Below are 15,887 nucleotides of genomic sequence, written 5' to 3'. Positions count from 1 at the left end.
ACTATTCCTTTTGTGGAGGTGTTTCTTCCCTCCCATTCTCATAAAGGGCAAATCTTCCTTTTTCTCTTGGAGACACAGGGCCATCCTGTGGCCATGGCCATCCGCCGAACTGGGTCTTGTGATAATCGTCATAAGCCTGTATGATTTCTTCCTGAGTATTCATTACAAACGGGCCGTAAGCAGCTACCGGTTCCTGAATAGGTTCACCCTCTAAAAGCAATAGTTTGCTTGTTTTTTCTCCATTTTTCAGAAGAATGCTTTTTCCGCCGGCCAGTTCGGAAAAATAACCGGAAGAAAGAGGGGTTGATTCAATCTGGATTGTATTGCCTGCATAATAATACAGCATTCTGCTCAAGGTAGATGAAATGCCTGGAATAACGAATTCTGCCCCAGGTTCCATAGTTATGAGCCAGATTCCAACATGGTTATTTCTATCTCCGGCCCATGAATCCGGGTTGGGCTCAGGACTCTCTGTCTGTCCGTACTGTCCCGAAATCAGGCGGATGTGCGTGTTTCCCCCCTTGTCGTCGGTATGAAGGATTACAGGAATTTCTTCATCCCACAACATTTTATAATGAGGAGGTACAAACTTACTTTTTGCAGGAAGGTTGATCCAAATTTGGAACAGTTCCATAGGATTGGGCTGAGTCTTGGACAAAAGAGGAAACATTTCAGAATGCTGGAGTCCTGCACCTGCCGTCATCCACTGAACATCACCGTTTCCATAACGCCCCATGGCACCAAGGCCGTCGGCATGATCGACAAATCCTTCTAATACTACCGTTACTGTTTCAAATCCACGATGAGGATGTACCGGAAATCCGGGAACAGTATCTCCGTAATACATGCGCCATGGAGCATCGTGATCGAATTCCCCTCCCGCAGGTTTCTCTTTACTGGGCACTATGGGTTCCATCTGATCGTTACCCATGGGGAAAGCATCCTGGTGGTGCATACACGCAATAAAAGGATTTTTTACCTGCATTTGAAATCCAAGTTTTCCGGTACTAATGATTTTATTCTCCATAACTATCCAGCTCCTTTTGTTTTTGGAATAAATGATATCATGAAACTAATTTATGCTCTTATGCTATCCATTATAGCATGTCATACTTCTGCATGGTAATGAATTTTTTGTCCGGCGACTTAGGCATAATATTATTTAACTAGCTTTATTCTACACAATTTGTTATATTATTGTTTGATATCACTTCTATAATTAAGGTAAAACGTCATCTGCATGAAAGTTTGTGTAAACGAGAGGTTAAAATGATTCAAATAATTAGCGATTTATTTGTTAATGCAACGATACTGATCGCATCAATATCTATCAGTAATATTTTAGTCAAAAAATTAAGTTATTTACTCGATAAAATAATTTCTAAATTTATAGTAGGTATTTTGGCAGGCTTTTTAGGAATTGTTCTGATGATTTATAGCGTACATGTTACACCTACACAAATCATAGATTTTAGGTTATTGCCCATTGTACTTATGGCTCTATATTCTTCCGCTATTTCAGCATTAACTTCAGCCTGTGTTATTAATTTTTTCCGGATAGCATATTTTGGTCTTAATTTTACGTCGGTTACTGCGGCAATTGTAGTTCTTATCATAACAATCGGGTGTATTCTAATATCGAAAATACAAACCAAAATGTCTTATAAATGGATTTATACAAATATTCTTATATTAATCGTAGGCAATATCAGTTTTATTTTAACCTTAGACTGTGATATGTATGGGACTGTTGTTATCTCATATTTTGTAGGTGTGATCTTATTGAGTATAGGGCTTTTTCATCTTATAAATTCTTTTTTAACAGAAGATATCGCATACGAAAAAGCATATGAAGAATCAAAAAAGGATTATTTGACCGGTCTGTTTAATTTCAGGCAACTGGACGAATCCTTAAACAAATCCATAAAAAAAGCAAAAGAACAGAATAAAAAGCTTTCTATTTTGTTTATTGATATCGATAATTTTAAAACAATTAATGATATTTATGGACACACTGAGGGGGACAAAGTATTAAAAATTGTCGGAAACATCTTACTTGAAACTTGCAGGAGCTTTGATATTGTATCCCGCAGAGGGGGAGACGAGTTTATGGTCATACTGGTAGATTGTGACTTACTCGAAGCAAAGGAAATAACAAAACGTATTCAGAAAAACACGGAGGAATACCGCCATAAATTAGAATCTGGCGAAAGTTATAAAGTAACCGTCTCTATTGGAATTTCTTCTTATCCGGATACTACATCGAATGAAAAGAAACTTATACAGCAAGCGGATGCTGCCCTTTACCGCGCCAAATGTGCCGGTAAAAATACATTTAGCAGCGCGGAAAGAGTTTAAATTCAGGAAAGAAGCTGCATATCTATCCTCCGCGAACAGAGCCTGTCCAAAAGCTCATCCGAATGACTTACGACCAGCATTCCAATATTTCGTTTCGCACTCTCCTCCTTTAGAAAATTCCATATCTTAGCCTGCATAATCAAGTCCAGCATCGTAGTGATCTCATCAGCGAGGAGAAATCTTGTCCCGGTCCCCAGTGCCCGTGCGATGCAGAAGCGTTGAAGTTCTCCGCCTGAAAGCTCTATGGGATAACGGTTCATCCACTCCGTTTCAATGCCAAGCTTCTCTATCACACACTCATCGATAGCTCCGGCCTCGGCAAGCACCTGAGACATTTTAAGCCGTGGGTTGATCACGAGTTCGGGATGCTGCCAGATCATCTGCACCGGGCAATAGCCCCGATAATCCTGAACCGGCCTTCCGTCCAAGGTGACAGTTCCAAAATCCGGTTCTACGTATCCTCCAAGAATTTTACACAGCGTAGTCTTTCCGAAACCGCCGGGCGCACACAGCCCTACGATTTCGCCGCTTTCTATCGAAAGGGAAACGCGGTTCAATATCTGTCTTCCGCCATCCTGATAGCAAAATGACAGCTCCTCTCCCTTTAGTATCATAATTTTGCCTCCTCTACATGCATTCCATTCCGGGGCATCGCCTGCCACAGTGCCCTTGTATAAGGGTGATATAGTTTAGACCCCTCCGCAAGATCCGAAGCCCGCACTTCCTCCAAGGTCGTTCCCGCATAAAATACTACTATCCGGTCGGCCGTCTCTATTGCCAGCTCCAAGTCATGAGTGATGAGCAGCACTGCCGCGTTATCATCAGCGATTTCCCGAAAGTGTCCCATCACGCGTTTTGCCGACGCGGCATCCAATCCGGGCGTAGGCTCGTCCGCAATTACCAGCTTCGGCCTTTCCTGTACCGCTGTAGAAATCAGAACTCTTCGCGCCATGCCGCCGGAAAGCTCGAAGGGATAGAGTCTTTCCGTCTCCTCTGTCAATCCGTAGCGCTTCAAAGTATTAAGAGTCCTTTCTTTTGAAAGCTTATCTTTGGCATTTTTGCGTATCTGAGGCCCCACCTTCATCAGCGGGTCTAAATAGGATACGTTTTGCGGCACCAAAGCAATTTCCTTCCCGCGAAGCTTCTCCACTCGCTCTTGTGTCAGGAGCTCTCCACAGTAGCTTATCCTGCCTCCCATAGAGGCGTTATATGGCAATATCCCTAAAATGGCGTGAGCGAGCAGGCTTTTACCGCTTCCGCTGGCACCCACCACTGCTACGATTTCTCCCTGATAGAGTCTGACATTTAAATCCTTTATCGTTTGTATTTGCTTTTTTCTAAACACTCCCATGTATTGTGAAAATGAAACAGACAAATTCTCCACATTAAGAACCGGTATTCTCTCCATCCTCTCCCTCCTCATTCATGTACGCTTGCCGGGGCAAGAAGCCGTCTTGCCATACTGCCGATATAATCGAATAAAATAACCACTAACACCAAAGAAACGCCCGGAAAAAACGCAAGCCACCAGCTCCCCGTAAGCAGATAGCGAATGCTCTCCGAAAGAATGACTCCGATTGCGGGCTGTTCCGGAGGCAGGCCAAAGCCCAAAAAGGTGATGCCGGCTTCATGCAATATGGCGTGAGGAAACAATAAGATCAAGCCTGTCATAAATTGAGGGATCAGGTGCGGAAGCATATGCATGGTTATTATTTTACTCCTGCCGGTTCCCAGTTTGGCCGCAGTCTGCACATAACCGCTTTGTTTAAGCTGCAGCACCTCTCCGCGTATTACTCTGGCCAGGGACATCCAGTGAGTACATAATACTCCGATCACTACTCCTCGAACTCCTTTTCCGCAGGCAAAAGAAATGAGAATGAGCAAAAGAATATGCGGAATCCCCATCATAAGGTCAATAAGCCACCCGATAATCGCATCCGCTGCTTTTCCCATGACTGCCGCCGCAGAGCCCAGTACAAAAGCGGTTACTGCGCTTACCGTCGCCGTAAACAGACCAATTCGTATACTCATGGAAAGTCCTGCCGCAGTACGGGCGAACATATCCCGCCCCATCCAATCTGTACCGAAAGGATATCTAAAAGACGGAGGCTGATTTTTACGTGCAAAATCGGTTTCCATAGCAGCGTCCCCATATAAAAACCCCATGATGAGAATACAAAAAAGAAATGATGCAGCAAGTGCGAGCAGCAGAACTACGACCTTTCGTCTATGAAACCTCATTGCCTTACCCCCTTTCTCATTCGGGGGTCAATTACTCCATAAAGGATGTCCGCAATAAAGTTTCCCGCAAACACGATGGCTGCACTGATAACTGCGATTCCAAGAAGCAGCGGAATGTCACCTCCCAACCCCGCTGTTACCGCTGCCTGACCAAGCCCCGGATAGGAGAAAACCTGCTCCACCAGAATCGACCCTCCGAAAATTTCACTGACAGAGGCAAATTGCAGCGTAATGGCGGGCAAAAGAACATTGCGAAAACCATGGTTCTTAAATATCTCCCACTTCCTTTCGCCCCGGGCAACAGCAAAGAGCACATACTCGCTCTCCATCACATCGATCATTTTTTCTCTCGTATGAAGGATAATATTCGATATGCCGGTAACACTCAGCGTAAGTGCCGGAAGGGCAGCATGCCACAGTCTATCCGAAATCCCCACTGCCGCAGCATCCATTCCCATAGGAACGCTCAGGCCTATGGGAAACAGCTTAAGCCAGACCGAAAACAGGAGTAAAAATATGAGGGCGAGCCAAAAGGCTGGGGTACTTGCCGTCAGCAGGGCATAGCCCTTAATGATCTTATCAATCATCCTCCCTCTGTTCATCCCGGACATAATTCCAAGCACAAAGCCTAAGCCCCCGGAAATCGTCCATGCGAAAATCATGAGCAATAGAGAATTTAACAGCTTTTGCACGATTACAGATGAGACGCTCTGCCTATACAAAAGGGAAACACCCATATCACCCCGCAGAAAGTCGCCTACCCATGCCAGATAACGCTCAAGGGGAGGCTCGTTTACTCCCCAATACGTTTCCAGCTTAATGACTTGTTCCTGACTGAGTGCACCTAGAGCCGTCTGTCCGACATTGGCCTGAAGTGGATCTACCGGGGACAAAGATACCAGAAGAAATGCTCCAATGCTCACAAACAACAGCAATAAAAGCATCCGTATAAATTTTTTAAAAATATGCCAAACCCACTTTTTCATCTTATTGTTCAAAGCTCCACCGGTCTACATTATTTACAATCGACCAGCCGTGCCCATGGGGATGAATCTTCTGTTTCGCGACCTGAAGATTTTCCTTCGCCCAATAAAGATGGTCTATATTTACCAGCCACACCCACGGTACATCCTCCGCAGTACCTGTACTTCCGTCCCACTGCGCTTTCTGCCATAGTTCGTACGACTCCTCCATATTCTCACAAGCCAGCGCCTGATCCATATAGGAGTCTGCCGTCTCGTTGGAATAAGGAGAATACTCGGCCAGGCCCGTCTCAGACATGGTATGATAAATATTATAAAACTCCATAGGCGTATGAGCGCCCCAGCCCCATGTCATAGGCTCGCCTTGAGCTCTGTCATAAGCCACATCCCATCCTACGCCCTCAATTGTCACGGCAATCCCCAGTGCTTTCATCTGATTTGCCGCCTCTGCGGCCAAAGCCTGCCTGACCGAATCACTTGCCGGATAAAGGAGATTTATCTGGGCCTTAAGGCCGTCCTTGGAACGGATGCCGTCCTCTCCCGCAATCCAACCGGCCGCCTCCAATATTGAGACCGCTTGGCCCAAATCATATTCCACCGCTGTGCCGGCATTGAACCACGGCATTTTATCACATACGCTATACGCGGGCGTCCCATATCCGTTCAGCACATTATCGATCATCTTTTGGCGGTCGATACCTATGTTAATAGCCTTTCTAACAGCAATATCGCTTGTAACATCATTTCCTATCCCTCCGTCTGACGGAATCGCCGGTAAATTAAAGCCACGGTTATCCACACTTTCAAAGCGAAGCAATTCATAACCGTCTACCGTCTGGTCTGAATAAGAAGCCGCGGTATAGGCCAAATCCACCTGTCCGGCTTTGACCGCCGCAAAAGCAGCTTCCTCCTCCATAAATACTATCGTTACCTTTTTCATAAGAATTTCAGCGCCGTAATAATCCGGATTAGCTTCCAGGATGACTTGCTGCCCCCTGTCCCACTGCTTCAGCATATACCGTCCGGAACCTATAGGATTACTGCCATAATCCGGTCCATATGCATGTGCGGGAACGATACCCACTGTAGCCATTGTATAGGGCCATATGGAATAGGGCCTGGACATGCAAAACTCTACCGTGTAATCGTCTGTGGCCTCGGCTCTGTCAAGCATCGTAAAATCATTAACGGAACTCTCCTCTTTAACGGTATTATATGTAAATGCCACGTCCTCGGCCGTCAACTTTTCCCCATCTGTAAAAAAAACGTCCTCCCTGATTTTCACAGTCCACAGCAGTCCGTCACCGCTTACGGAAATATCCTCCGCCAAATCATAAGCAATCTGCAGATCGTTAGTGGTAACGGTCAATGTGCTTTGAATCAATGGTTCATGCACATGCTCACCCGCCCCCCATCCATATGCAGGATCGAATCCGGCTTCCGGCTCCGAAGTGACGCCCATGACTATAACGACCGAATCCTTGGGATTATCCTGATTATTATTTAATCCGGATATATCGTAATTCTCCGTCTGCTTACTACAGCCTGTCAAAGAAGCGAACAACATCAGACATGATGCTAACACAAATAGTTTTTTCATCTCTTCCTCCGTAAAAATAAATTAATTATCCAAATCTACTTCTGTAACAAACATTTTTTCATGAAATAACATACATGTGCTATTATACGTGAATATAAAGAGACAGTCAATCGAACAGCCTGTATAACTATAAGAGAACAAAAGTGTGCTTCGCATACTCACGCGGCCCAATATTTCGACAGTACAGCTTTTGTTCCGCGCGCAGCTGCGCATCCTGCCCGAAGGGCTTTTATCTTATAGGACGTACTTTCCTATAAGGATTAGGGTGTCAAAAGGTCCTTTTGCAAACGTCTCAAGTCAATATGCTCAAAACAAAAAGACTCCTGCTCCGAATTCCAATATATAAGAAGTTCTAATTCTCAGTCTATTCGCGCCAAACATACCAGAAAACAAAAAACTCGCTGCGCTCAAACAGTTTTGTTTTCTGTTATGGCAAAAATATCCAGAGAAAGAACTTCTAAATATTTACATAGGCGCAGTCGTTCTTTTTGTTTTGGTCATATTGACCAGAATGTATTTATAAAGGACCTTTTGACACCCTGATCCTATAAGATAAAAAAACAGCCCGGACATTCATCCGGGCCATGTTTTTATTGACAACCTAAGTTTAAATACTGACATATAGCTTTATATAACTCGGAACAGCTACTTAAATTTAAACACATAGTTTCGTCCTCCTTATTGCTTATTTTGTTTATTTTGTTTTATTCGTATTAACTGATTACAAATAGATTGTAACAATTCTGTAATATTTACGCAATAGGAGATAAATGGTAAAAAACTTTTAAATAAAAAAAATATGGCCCGGACATTCATCCAGGCCATGCTTTTTATTGACAACCTAAGCTTAAATACTGACATATAGCTTTATATAACTCGGAACAGCTACTTAAATTTAAACACATAGTTTCGTCCTCCTTATTGTTTTTTTTATTTTTTTGTTTTATTCGTATTAGCTAACTACAAATAGATTGTAACAATTCCGTAACAATTAAACAATAGGAGATAAATGGTAATAACACTAGAGAATTGCCTTTCGAAGCTTAGCTTTAATTCTTTGGAGCGCATTGTCCGTAGACTTTTCATCTTTTCCGAGCACCTTCGCTATCTGCACGTAGCTCATTCCTGTAATATAAAGATCCAGCACTTGTTTTTCAAAAATGCTGAGCTCTCTTTCTATGGTTTTTTCCAGGTTTTCCACATTTTCCTTATCAATCACCATTTCCTCCGGGCTAAGCTCTGCCTTGGAGGCAAGGACATTTAAAAGCTCTGCCTCTTCACTTCCCGGTTCATCTTTCGATTTGACACTGCTGTACAGCGAAATATAGGTGTTTAAGGGCGCGTGCTTCTGCCTTACCGATGCTTGTACTGCCGTGTACATCTGTCTGGATATACATAAATCCGCGAAGGTAAAAAAGCTGGCATCTCTTCCGCTGTCATAATCCCGTATCGCCTTGAAAAGCCCTATCATTCCTTCCTGAATCAGGTCTTCGCTGTCGGCACCCAGAATATACATGGATTTCGCCTTACTCTTTACCAGATTTTTGTATTTATCCATGATATAATCGGTAATATTCTCTTCACCGTCTCTCAGACGTAAAATCAATTCTTCATCGCCATTTTGTTCATAGGAATCCATCATATACCCTCCTATTATAACAAGCCGCTTGCAATCTGATCGTTGCCGAAAGATTTATTAATTAATAATAATCGCTTCACCGCCGTATTCATAACTATTCTTCGTTTCCTGTTTCTTATTTGTACTGTCTTCACCACCCGATACAGGGGCAGACCCTTGGGGGGTGGATGTCTCGCTTTGTGCCGGTGGCGTAGTGACGATTACGGCGCTGTCAGCTGCCTTTTTATTATTTTCTTCTATCTGCCGTAATTCTTCCGCACTTAAGGGTTCTTCCCCGGTAAGCGCTTCTTCATTCTCCTGAATCTCTGTATTCACGGTATTTCCGGACACTTCATTGCCGCTCACTGCCGATTCGGTTCCGTTGCCGCTGACTGTCTCACCCTCAGGGGAATTCCCACTGACAGTACCAAGCAAAGCATCGTTTTCCATAATATGAATAACCTCGCTTGCAAAATGTTCCGCAAGAATCTGATAACCCGCCGGATTACCATGTACTCCGTCCGGCATATAGGAGGAAATAATCTGAGAATCATGAGTATCGAGAATATTGGAATTATATAGATCAATCACATCGATGCCATATTCCGCCGCCAGCTCCTTGACCGCATTCACAAACAAGCTCTGCGGAAGGAGATAGTCTCTCTGACTCATCAAGTAATCATGTAAAATATTAGGCAAAGGAGTAGCGAATATAATCTTCGCGTCAGGATAATTCCCCTTTAATCCTCTCATCAGTTCATCCACATCGCCGTAAAACGTCCGTGGCTTCCGTTCATTTATGTTTCCTATCTCGTCAATTGAAGCTGAAAATCCGTCGTTAGTGCCTCCCATAACGAGAATAACATCCGAATCCTCCGGAATCTCTTCATAGCGGTCAACAAAAGCCTCGTCCCAGTAACGTCCGTAGGAGGAACCACCGATTCCTAAATTATAAACCTCTTCCGCATTTAATATGCTTTTCAACACAGAAGGATAAGCATACTTCTGATAATCTTCAATATCCTTCATATTGTCGCCTGCCGTAAGGCTGTCTCCGAGACAAGCGATCTTCATACCTGAGAAATCAATCGTTCCATTGGAAATCACCGCCTTATCCTCTCCATTTACCATCATGGTTTCCAGATAGGAGGCACGAATATTTCTTTTTTCCTCTAAAGTGGTCTCCGTTTCTTCATGCTGGAATGAGATCACCTGACCATCCACCACTGCATTTCCTGATATGGTCTCTTGCCCGTCTTCTGTTGTTATTCCATTTCCCGATACAGTTTCCTGAGGTGCCTCTGCCGGCGCATTTCCCGATATGGTTTCCTGCCCGTCGTCTGTGGCTATTCCATTTCCCGATGTGGTTTCCGTCGGATTGACCTCTTGCGTTTCCGGCAAAGCTGCATCATTAACTGAAACGCCGGTTGATGCATCAATATCCTGCGATCTGGCCTTTTCAGGTATATCTATTATAATTGCAGAGTCCTCGCCGTACGATTCATCCGCAGACTGTCCATTTTCCGTTACTGACTGTCCCTGCTCCGCTACTTCTTCCGTCTGCTGTCCATCCGTTACTACAGAATCCGACATCGCTTCCTGCACAGGCGGTTCCTGAACCGGTTGGCCTTGTCCGGCCGCGTTATTTATTTTTTCATCCAAAAATTTCTGTAATGCTTCACCGTCCTCGGACAGTTCCTTAATCTGCGTCTGCATATCGTTTATTTCCGACTGCACTTCCTGATTCCTCACATCCAGCTCTTCCTGATGTATTCTTTCTTTATACAAAGTATAGCCCTTGTGAATCAACAATGCAGCAAGGATTACAGCTAATATAGCCATAATCCAAAATAAAATTTTCTGAATACGATACGAATCCCTTTTCATAAATTACCCCTAATTATTATTTTACAGCCTATGCAGCCTGCGGTTATTAAATCATACGCTGTCTGACTATTTCATAAGCGAGAACTCCTGCCGCCACCGATGCATTCAAGGAATCGATGTCACCCCTCATGGGAATGGACGCTATGAAATCGCACTTTTCTCTTACCAGTCTGCCTACGCCCTCTCCTTCATTTCCTATCACAAGGCCAATGGGGCCCTTCAAATCCAGCTTATACATAGAGGTTCCCTCCATGTCGGCACAGACAAACCACAATCCGAGCTTCTTCAAATCTTCGATCGTCTTGGTCAGGTTGGTAACCTTCGCCACCGGCGTATAGTTCAACGCTCCCGCCGAAGTGCGCGCTACCGTAGCCGTTAGCCCGGCTGCCCGGTTCTTCGGGATAATAACGCCATGAGCCCCTGCCAGATTCGCCGTCCTGATAATTGCACCCAGATTGTGAGGATCCTCGATATTATCCAGCAGGAAAATAAAAGGATGCTCTCCCTTTTTCTCTGCCGCCCTCAGTATATCCTCCACCTCCGCATATTCGTATGCGGCGGCATAAGCGATTACCCCTTGGTGTTTCCCGGTCTCCGACATCTGATCCAGCCTGTCTCTCGTTACGAACTTGACGATAGCATTCTGCTTTTTTGCCTCTCTTTTTATCGTCATAATAGGCCCGTCCTGACATCCGTCCAGTATAAATATTTTATCTATCGGTTTTCCGCAACGGAATGCCTCTATGACCGCATTTCTTCCTTCGATGGTAAATTCCTCGTATCTCATATTTCAAATATCCTGCCTCATCCGGTTATATAAACCTATTTAATTATATCTCATATCTTTTCCGAACATCCACAGCTTTTGGGAAAATTAAGCTTTTCTTAAACAAATATTCATATTATATTATAGCATAATATCTGCAGCAATAAATACAGTCATATTTACAGTAACTTTTTGTCATTATATTTACAACTCTATGCTTATCTTATGTAAACCCAACTTTACCAGTTCAATTATCCGGTCCATATTATCCTGAAGATAGAGGTAGCCGAGCAAAGCCTCCACTCCCGTCGCCTTTCGATAATCGTTCAGTGTGGCGTTCTTCGCCTTCGTATACGACTTAGCATTTCTGCCCCGTCTGTATACCGCCAGCTCTTCCTCCGTCAGCTCCTCCTGCAAGGCATCCCCCATAGCCGCCTGCGTAGCAGCATTCACGTATTTTACCGCCATCTTGTGCAGATTGTTGGCTGAACGATTACCTCGCTCTACCACAACCGTCCTTACAATGACATCATAAATACTATCTCCGATATAAGCAAGCGCAAGAGGCGAATATTCTTTAATATCCACCTCTTTACAGTTAAATTCCCTTTTTAGTTTTACAATTAAACTCTCTTCCATTTAACACCTTCGCGGGTATCTTCCAGAAGAATACCCTTATTCAGCAATTCGACGCGGATTTCATCCGCCCTCGCAAAGTTCTTCTCTTTTCGTGCCGTCTGCCTCTCCTCGATAAGCTTTTCAATATCAGCACTTGGAAGCTCTTCATTCTTCTCTACGATAAGGCCGCAGATATCGGACAGCTTTACAATTTCCTCCTTAAGCGCCTTTATAAATTCCGCCGTATTCGATGCGCTTACGTTGGTATTGATGAATTTTACCAGCTCGAAAATTACGGAAATCGCATCCGCCGTATTGAAGTCATCGTCCATGGCCTCATCGAACTTCCATACGAAATCCTCAGCCACTTTTTGCAATTCCTTCTCCTCCGCGCTCATAGGTTCCGCAGACGCATTTTCCAGCAGATAGCTTAGGTTGCTTACGCTGGTCACGATTCTCTCATATCCGCTCTTCGCCGCATTCATCAAATCCGCACTGAAATTCAACGGACTTCTGTAATGCGCGGACAACATGAAGAATCTCAGCACCTGCAAGTCATATTTCTCAGCGATGTCTCTTACCGAAAAGAAATTACCCGCGGATTTGGACATCTTTCTATTATCAATATTGAGAAAGGCATTGTGCATCCAATATCTGGCAAAGGTTTTGCCGTTCGCAGCCTCGGACTGCGCGATTTCATTTTCATGATGAGGAAAAACAAGATCCTCGCCGCCTGCGTGGATGTCGATTTCATCTCCCAGGTATTTCTTACTCATCACCGAACATTCTATATGCCAGCCAGGACGTCCATTGCACCAAGGCGACACCCAGTACGGCTCGTTACTTTTCTTCGGCTTCCAGAGAACGAAATCCAGGGGATCCTCTTTCTGATCCTCTCCCGACACGCGCAGAGACCGATTCCCGCCCTGCAAATCGTCCAGATTCTTATGAGAAAGCTTTCCGTATTCCTTGAATTTACGAGTTTTAAAATACACGGTACCATCCGCGGCCTTATATGCAAAGCCCTTTTCGATCAGACTTGCTATCATTTCCAGCATACCATCGATTTCGTTGGTCGCAAGAGGATGTGTGGTGGCCGGCCTTACGTTCATCGCTGCCATATCCTTCTTACATTCCGCAATATACCTTTCGGAAATTACCGCAGCTTCCACACCCTCATCTAACGCCTTTTTAATAATTTTGTCATCCACATCGGTGAAATTGGAAACGAAATTCACCTCGTAACCTTTATGTTCCATATAACGTCTAACAGTATCGAACACGATCATCGGCCTTGCGTTACCGATATGAATCAAGTTGTAGACGGTAGGTCCGCAGACATACATCTTTACTTTTCCAGGCTCTATCGGCACGAATTCTTCTTTTTTCTTGGATAACGTATTATAAATTTTCATTTCTCTTAACCTTTCTCATTTACTCATAAGACATTTTTCTTTTAATTATGTTTTTTCCTGCTCTGTACGCATCTGCCGTCTCAGCTCTCTCATAGAAGCCTCCAGCTCTAATATGCGGTTTGCCAGCTCGCTGTTCTCACGCTGCAATCCGGCTATATCCTCTTTTACCGGATCCGGAAGATTGATCTGGTCCATCTCTTCCTGCGGCAGTGCCTGATTATTTCTTTTCACCACCCGTCCCGGAACGCCTACTACCGTAGAGCCTGCCGGAACCTCCTCCAAAACAACGCTGCCCGCACCTATTTTAGAATTATCTCCAATTTTAAAGGAGCCTAACACCTTGGCTCCGGCGCTTATCATTACATTATTTCCTACGGTGGGATGTCTCTTCCCGCATTCTTTTCCGGTGCCTCCCAGCGTAACTCCCTGATACAGCGTCACATTATCGCCGATAATCGTCGTCTCTCCGATGATAACTCCGTGTCCGTGGTCAATGAAAAAGCCTTTTCCAATCTGTGCTCCCGGATGGATCTCGATTCCCGTCTTGCGAACACCTCGCTGGGATACCCATCTGGCAAGAAAATAATGTTTTTTTAGATACAATTTGTGCGCCAGCCTGTAATGGAGCATTACCTTGAAGCTGGGATATAAAAAAACCTCCATTGAACTATGAATTGCCGGGTCACGTTCTCTGATTACGGCAATTTCTTCCCGCACTCTTTTTAGAAACCCCATATCATTCCTCCATATCAAAAAAACTTCGTCCTCCTAAGAATATAAATTATAAGAGACGAAGTTATCCGCGGTTCCACTCTAATTAAAGACGATCAAAAATCATCTTTCCCTTGTGTAGCGTAACGTGCTTTTCCGTACCCGGATACTCAAAATTCTTCTTTCTCCGGATCAGCTCACAAATGCACTTGGGTTATCTTCGTATCGGGACTGCTTTCAGCCGATGACATTCCCTCTCTGGCATCGTCAGATAACTTACTCTTTTTGTTCGAAGCCTTTATCCTATTAAGACGAAGCATAATTCTTATTTCAGCATATGCAAAAACCCTGTATTTGTCAATACATTTTTACGTATTGCCCATATTTGCGGACATCGGCAGCATGGCAGCTGACGCTTAGGCGAATGCCAGTTTCCAGATATTCCTGCTCGAATACCTGAGCGTTTTCCATGAAATATGATACAAGCTGCCCCTTATCATAAGGGATCAAAAATTCAGCCGGCACATAGTCCGCATAAACAACCTGCAAAATCATCTCGGTCAGTTCTAAAAGTCCTTGCCCGCTCTTTGCCGACATGTAGATTTTATTATCTCCTACCCGTTTGGGCAAGGAATCCATACCGCATAAATCGGCCTTATTATAAATATAAATGACGGGAATATTCACAGCGCCTATCTCCTGCAAGGTCTCTTCCGTCACCCTTATCTGGTGTTTGTAATCTTTATCCGAATAATCGATGACGTATAAAAGCAAATCTGCGTTCTTGACCTCCTCCAAGGTAGAACGGAAGGCCTTTACCAGTCCGTGAGGCAGCTTGTGGATAAAGCCTACCGTATCGGACAGAAGAAATTCCTTATTATTTCCCGTATTGATATTTCTGACAGTGGTATCCAGCGTGGCAAACAGCATATCTTTTTCCAGGACCTTCTTCTCCTCGTCCTGTAAATATTGCTCTATCATAGCATTCATCAGGGTAGACTTTCCGGCGTTGGTATATCCTACCAGAGAAACCTTGGGAATTCTCGCCGACAGTCTGCGCTTGCTCTGGACTTCTCTTTCTTTGGAAACCTCTTCCAGTTCCCTTCTGAGCTCCACGAGACGCTTCTCAATTTTTCGTCTGTCCAGTTCCAGCTTCTTCTCGCCGGCGCCCTTGCTGCTCATACTACCGCTGGCGCCGCCCTGCCTCGTTAAAGCCTCATGCATTCCTACCAAGCGGGACAAAAGATATTGCAGCCTTGCCGTCTCCACCTGCAGTTTAGCCTCTCTCGTCTTCGCCCTTTTGGAAAAAATGTCCAGAATCAGAGTTGTTCTGTCCAGCACCGGCTTCTCCAGTTCCTTTTGAAGGTTACGAAGCTGGGAGGGTGTTAACGAATCATCGAAAATAACGATATCCACCTCCAAGGCTTTCGCATATTCCTTGACCTCCTGCACCTTACCGGTTCCAATATAATGAGCCTTATTCACTGCTTCCATCTTCTGCGTCACTACACCCGCCACGGCCATATAACAAGCCTTTGCGAGCTCTCCAAGCTCTGCCATGGAACGGTCGAAGTTCTCATCTTCACCAGTATCTAATCCTACTAACAGAGCCTTTTCCCATTCCTGAGGCTCCGGTTTAAATATTTCGTCTTCCATATCATGCCTTTCTTTATATAATGCAAGCTTTTTC

General features: G+C 44.4%; 14 protein-coding genes and 1 other annotated feature. Of the genes, 1 reads left to right on the top strand and 13 read right to left on the bottom strand.

The genetic code is table 11. The features are described 5' to 3' along the window. Window position 1 precedes the first annotated feature (1 nt). Entirely contained in the window at window positions 2–1,027 is a 1,026-nt protein-coding gene (locus V6984_RS08515; protein WP_342759352.1) for a pirin family protein, read from the bottom strand. Between the two features lie 242 nt (window positions 1,028–1,269). On the opposite strand from V6984_RS08515, the gene V6984_RS08510 reads away from it, so the two are divergent. Continuing rightward, the gene (locus V6984_RS08510; protein ID WP_342759351.1) at window positions 1,270–2,358 is read left to right on the top strand and encodes a GGDEF domain-containing protein; all 1,089 of its coding nucleotides are present in this window, start codon (window positions 1,270–1,272) and stop codon (window positions 2,356–2,358) included. Window positions 2,359–2,360: 2 nt separating this feature from the next. Here the strand turns inward: V6984_RS08510 and V6984_RS08505 are convergent, their stop codons facing one another. From V6984_RS08505 to hflX, 12 genes are all read right to left on the bottom strand, one after another. Then, window positions 2,361–2,972: an ABC transporter ATP-binding protein gene (locus tag V6984_RS08505; protein WP_342759350.1), complete on the bottom strand. Its 612-nt coding sequence runs from the start codon at window positions 2,970–2,972 to the stop codon at window positions 2,361–2,363. Then, complete coding sequence (locus tag V6984_RS08500) at window positions 2,969–3,766, bottom strand: ABC transporter ATP-binding protein (RefSeq protein ID WP_342759349.1); 798 nt, start codon at window positions 3,764–3,766, stop codon at window positions 2,969–2,971. The genes V6984_RS08505 and V6984_RS08500 overlap by 4 nt, the downstream gene beginning before the upstream one ends. Before the next feature lie 11 nt (window positions 3,767–3,777). Further along, entirely contained in the window at window positions 3,778–4,599 is an 822-nt protein-coding gene (locus tag V6984_RS08495) for an ABC transporter permease (protein ID WP_342759348.1), read from the bottom strand. Beyond that, window positions 4,596–5,543 (bottom strand): ABC transporter permease, encoded by a 948-nt coding sequence (locus tag V6984_RS08490; protein WP_425324237.1) that lies wholly within the window; start codon window positions 5,541–5,543, stop codon window positions 4,596–4,598. Before V6984_RS08490 ends, V6984_RS08495 begins: the two co-directional genes overlap by 4 nt. A 43-nt stretch (window positions 5,544–5,586) precedes the next feature. Beyond that, entirely contained in the window at window positions 5,587–7,182 is a 1,596-nt protein-coding gene (locus tag V6984_RS08485; RefSeq protein ID WP_342759346.1) for an ABC transporter substrate-binding protein, read from the bottom strand. A gap of 1,021 nt (window positions 7,183–8,203) precedes the next feature. Beyond that, window positions 8,204–8,824: an RNA polymerase sporulation sigma factor SigH gene (gene sigH, locus V6984_RS08480; RefSeq protein WP_342759345.1), complete on the bottom strand. Its 621-nt coding sequence runs from the start codon at window positions 8,822–8,824 to the stop codon at window positions 8,204–8,206. Window positions 8,825–8,878: 54 nt separating this feature from the next. Then, entirely contained in the window at window positions 8,879–10,642 is a 1,764-nt protein-coding gene (locus tag V6984_RS08475; protein WP_342759344.1) for an SGNH/GDSL hydrolase family protein, read from the bottom strand. Between the two features lie 91 nt (window positions 10,643–10,733). Then, the gene (gene rlmB / locus V6984_RS08470) at window positions 10,734–11,474 is read right to left on the bottom strand and encodes a 23S rRNA (guanosine(2251)-2'-O)-methyltransferase RlmB (RefSeq protein WP_342759343.1); all 741 of its coding nucleotides are present in this window, start codon (window positions 11,472–11,474) and stop codon (window positions 10,734–10,736) included. Window positions 11,475–11,657: 183 nt separating this feature from the next. Beyond that, window positions 11,658–12,092: a Mini-ribonuclease 3 gene (locus V6984_RS08465; protein WP_342759342.1), complete on the bottom strand. Its 435-nt coding sequence runs from the start codon at window positions 12,090–12,092 to the stop codon at window positions 11,658–11,660. Beyond that, window positions 12,077–13,486: a cysteine--tRNA ligase gene (gene cysS / locus V6984_RS08460; protein ID WP_342759341.1), complete on the bottom strand. Its 1,410-nt coding sequence runs from the start codon at window positions 13,484–13,486 to the stop codon at window positions 12,077–12,079. Before cysS ends, V6984_RS08465 begins: the two co-directional genes overlap by 16 nt. 45 nt (window positions 13,487–13,531) lie before the next feature. Then, the gene (cysE, locus tag V6984_RS08455) at window positions 13,532–14,221 is read right to left on the bottom strand and encodes a serine O-acetyltransferase (RefSeq protein ID WP_342759340.1); all 690 of its coding nucleotides are present in this window, start codon (window positions 14,219–14,221) and stop codon (window positions 13,532–13,534) included. Window positions 14,222–14,269: 48 nt separating this feature from the next. After that, window positions 14,270–14,499, bottom strand: a binding site (T-box leader). 55 nt (window positions 14,500–14,554) lie between these two features. Then, window positions 14,555–15,853 (bottom strand): GTPase HflX, encoded by a 1,299-nt coding sequence (gene hflX / locus V6984_RS08450; RefSeq protein WP_342759339.1) that lies wholly within the window; start codon window positions 15,851–15,853, stop codon window positions 14,555–14,557. Window positions 15,854–15,887: the final 34 nt, after the last annotated feature.

The organism is Kineothrix sp. IPX-CK (assembly GCF_039134705.1).
Taxonomy (GTDB): domain Bacteria; phylum Bacillota; class Clostridia; order Lachnospirales; family Lachnospiraceae; genus Kineothrix; species Kineothrix sedimenti.
This window is presented reverse-complemented; position numbering and strand designations above follow the sequence as displayed.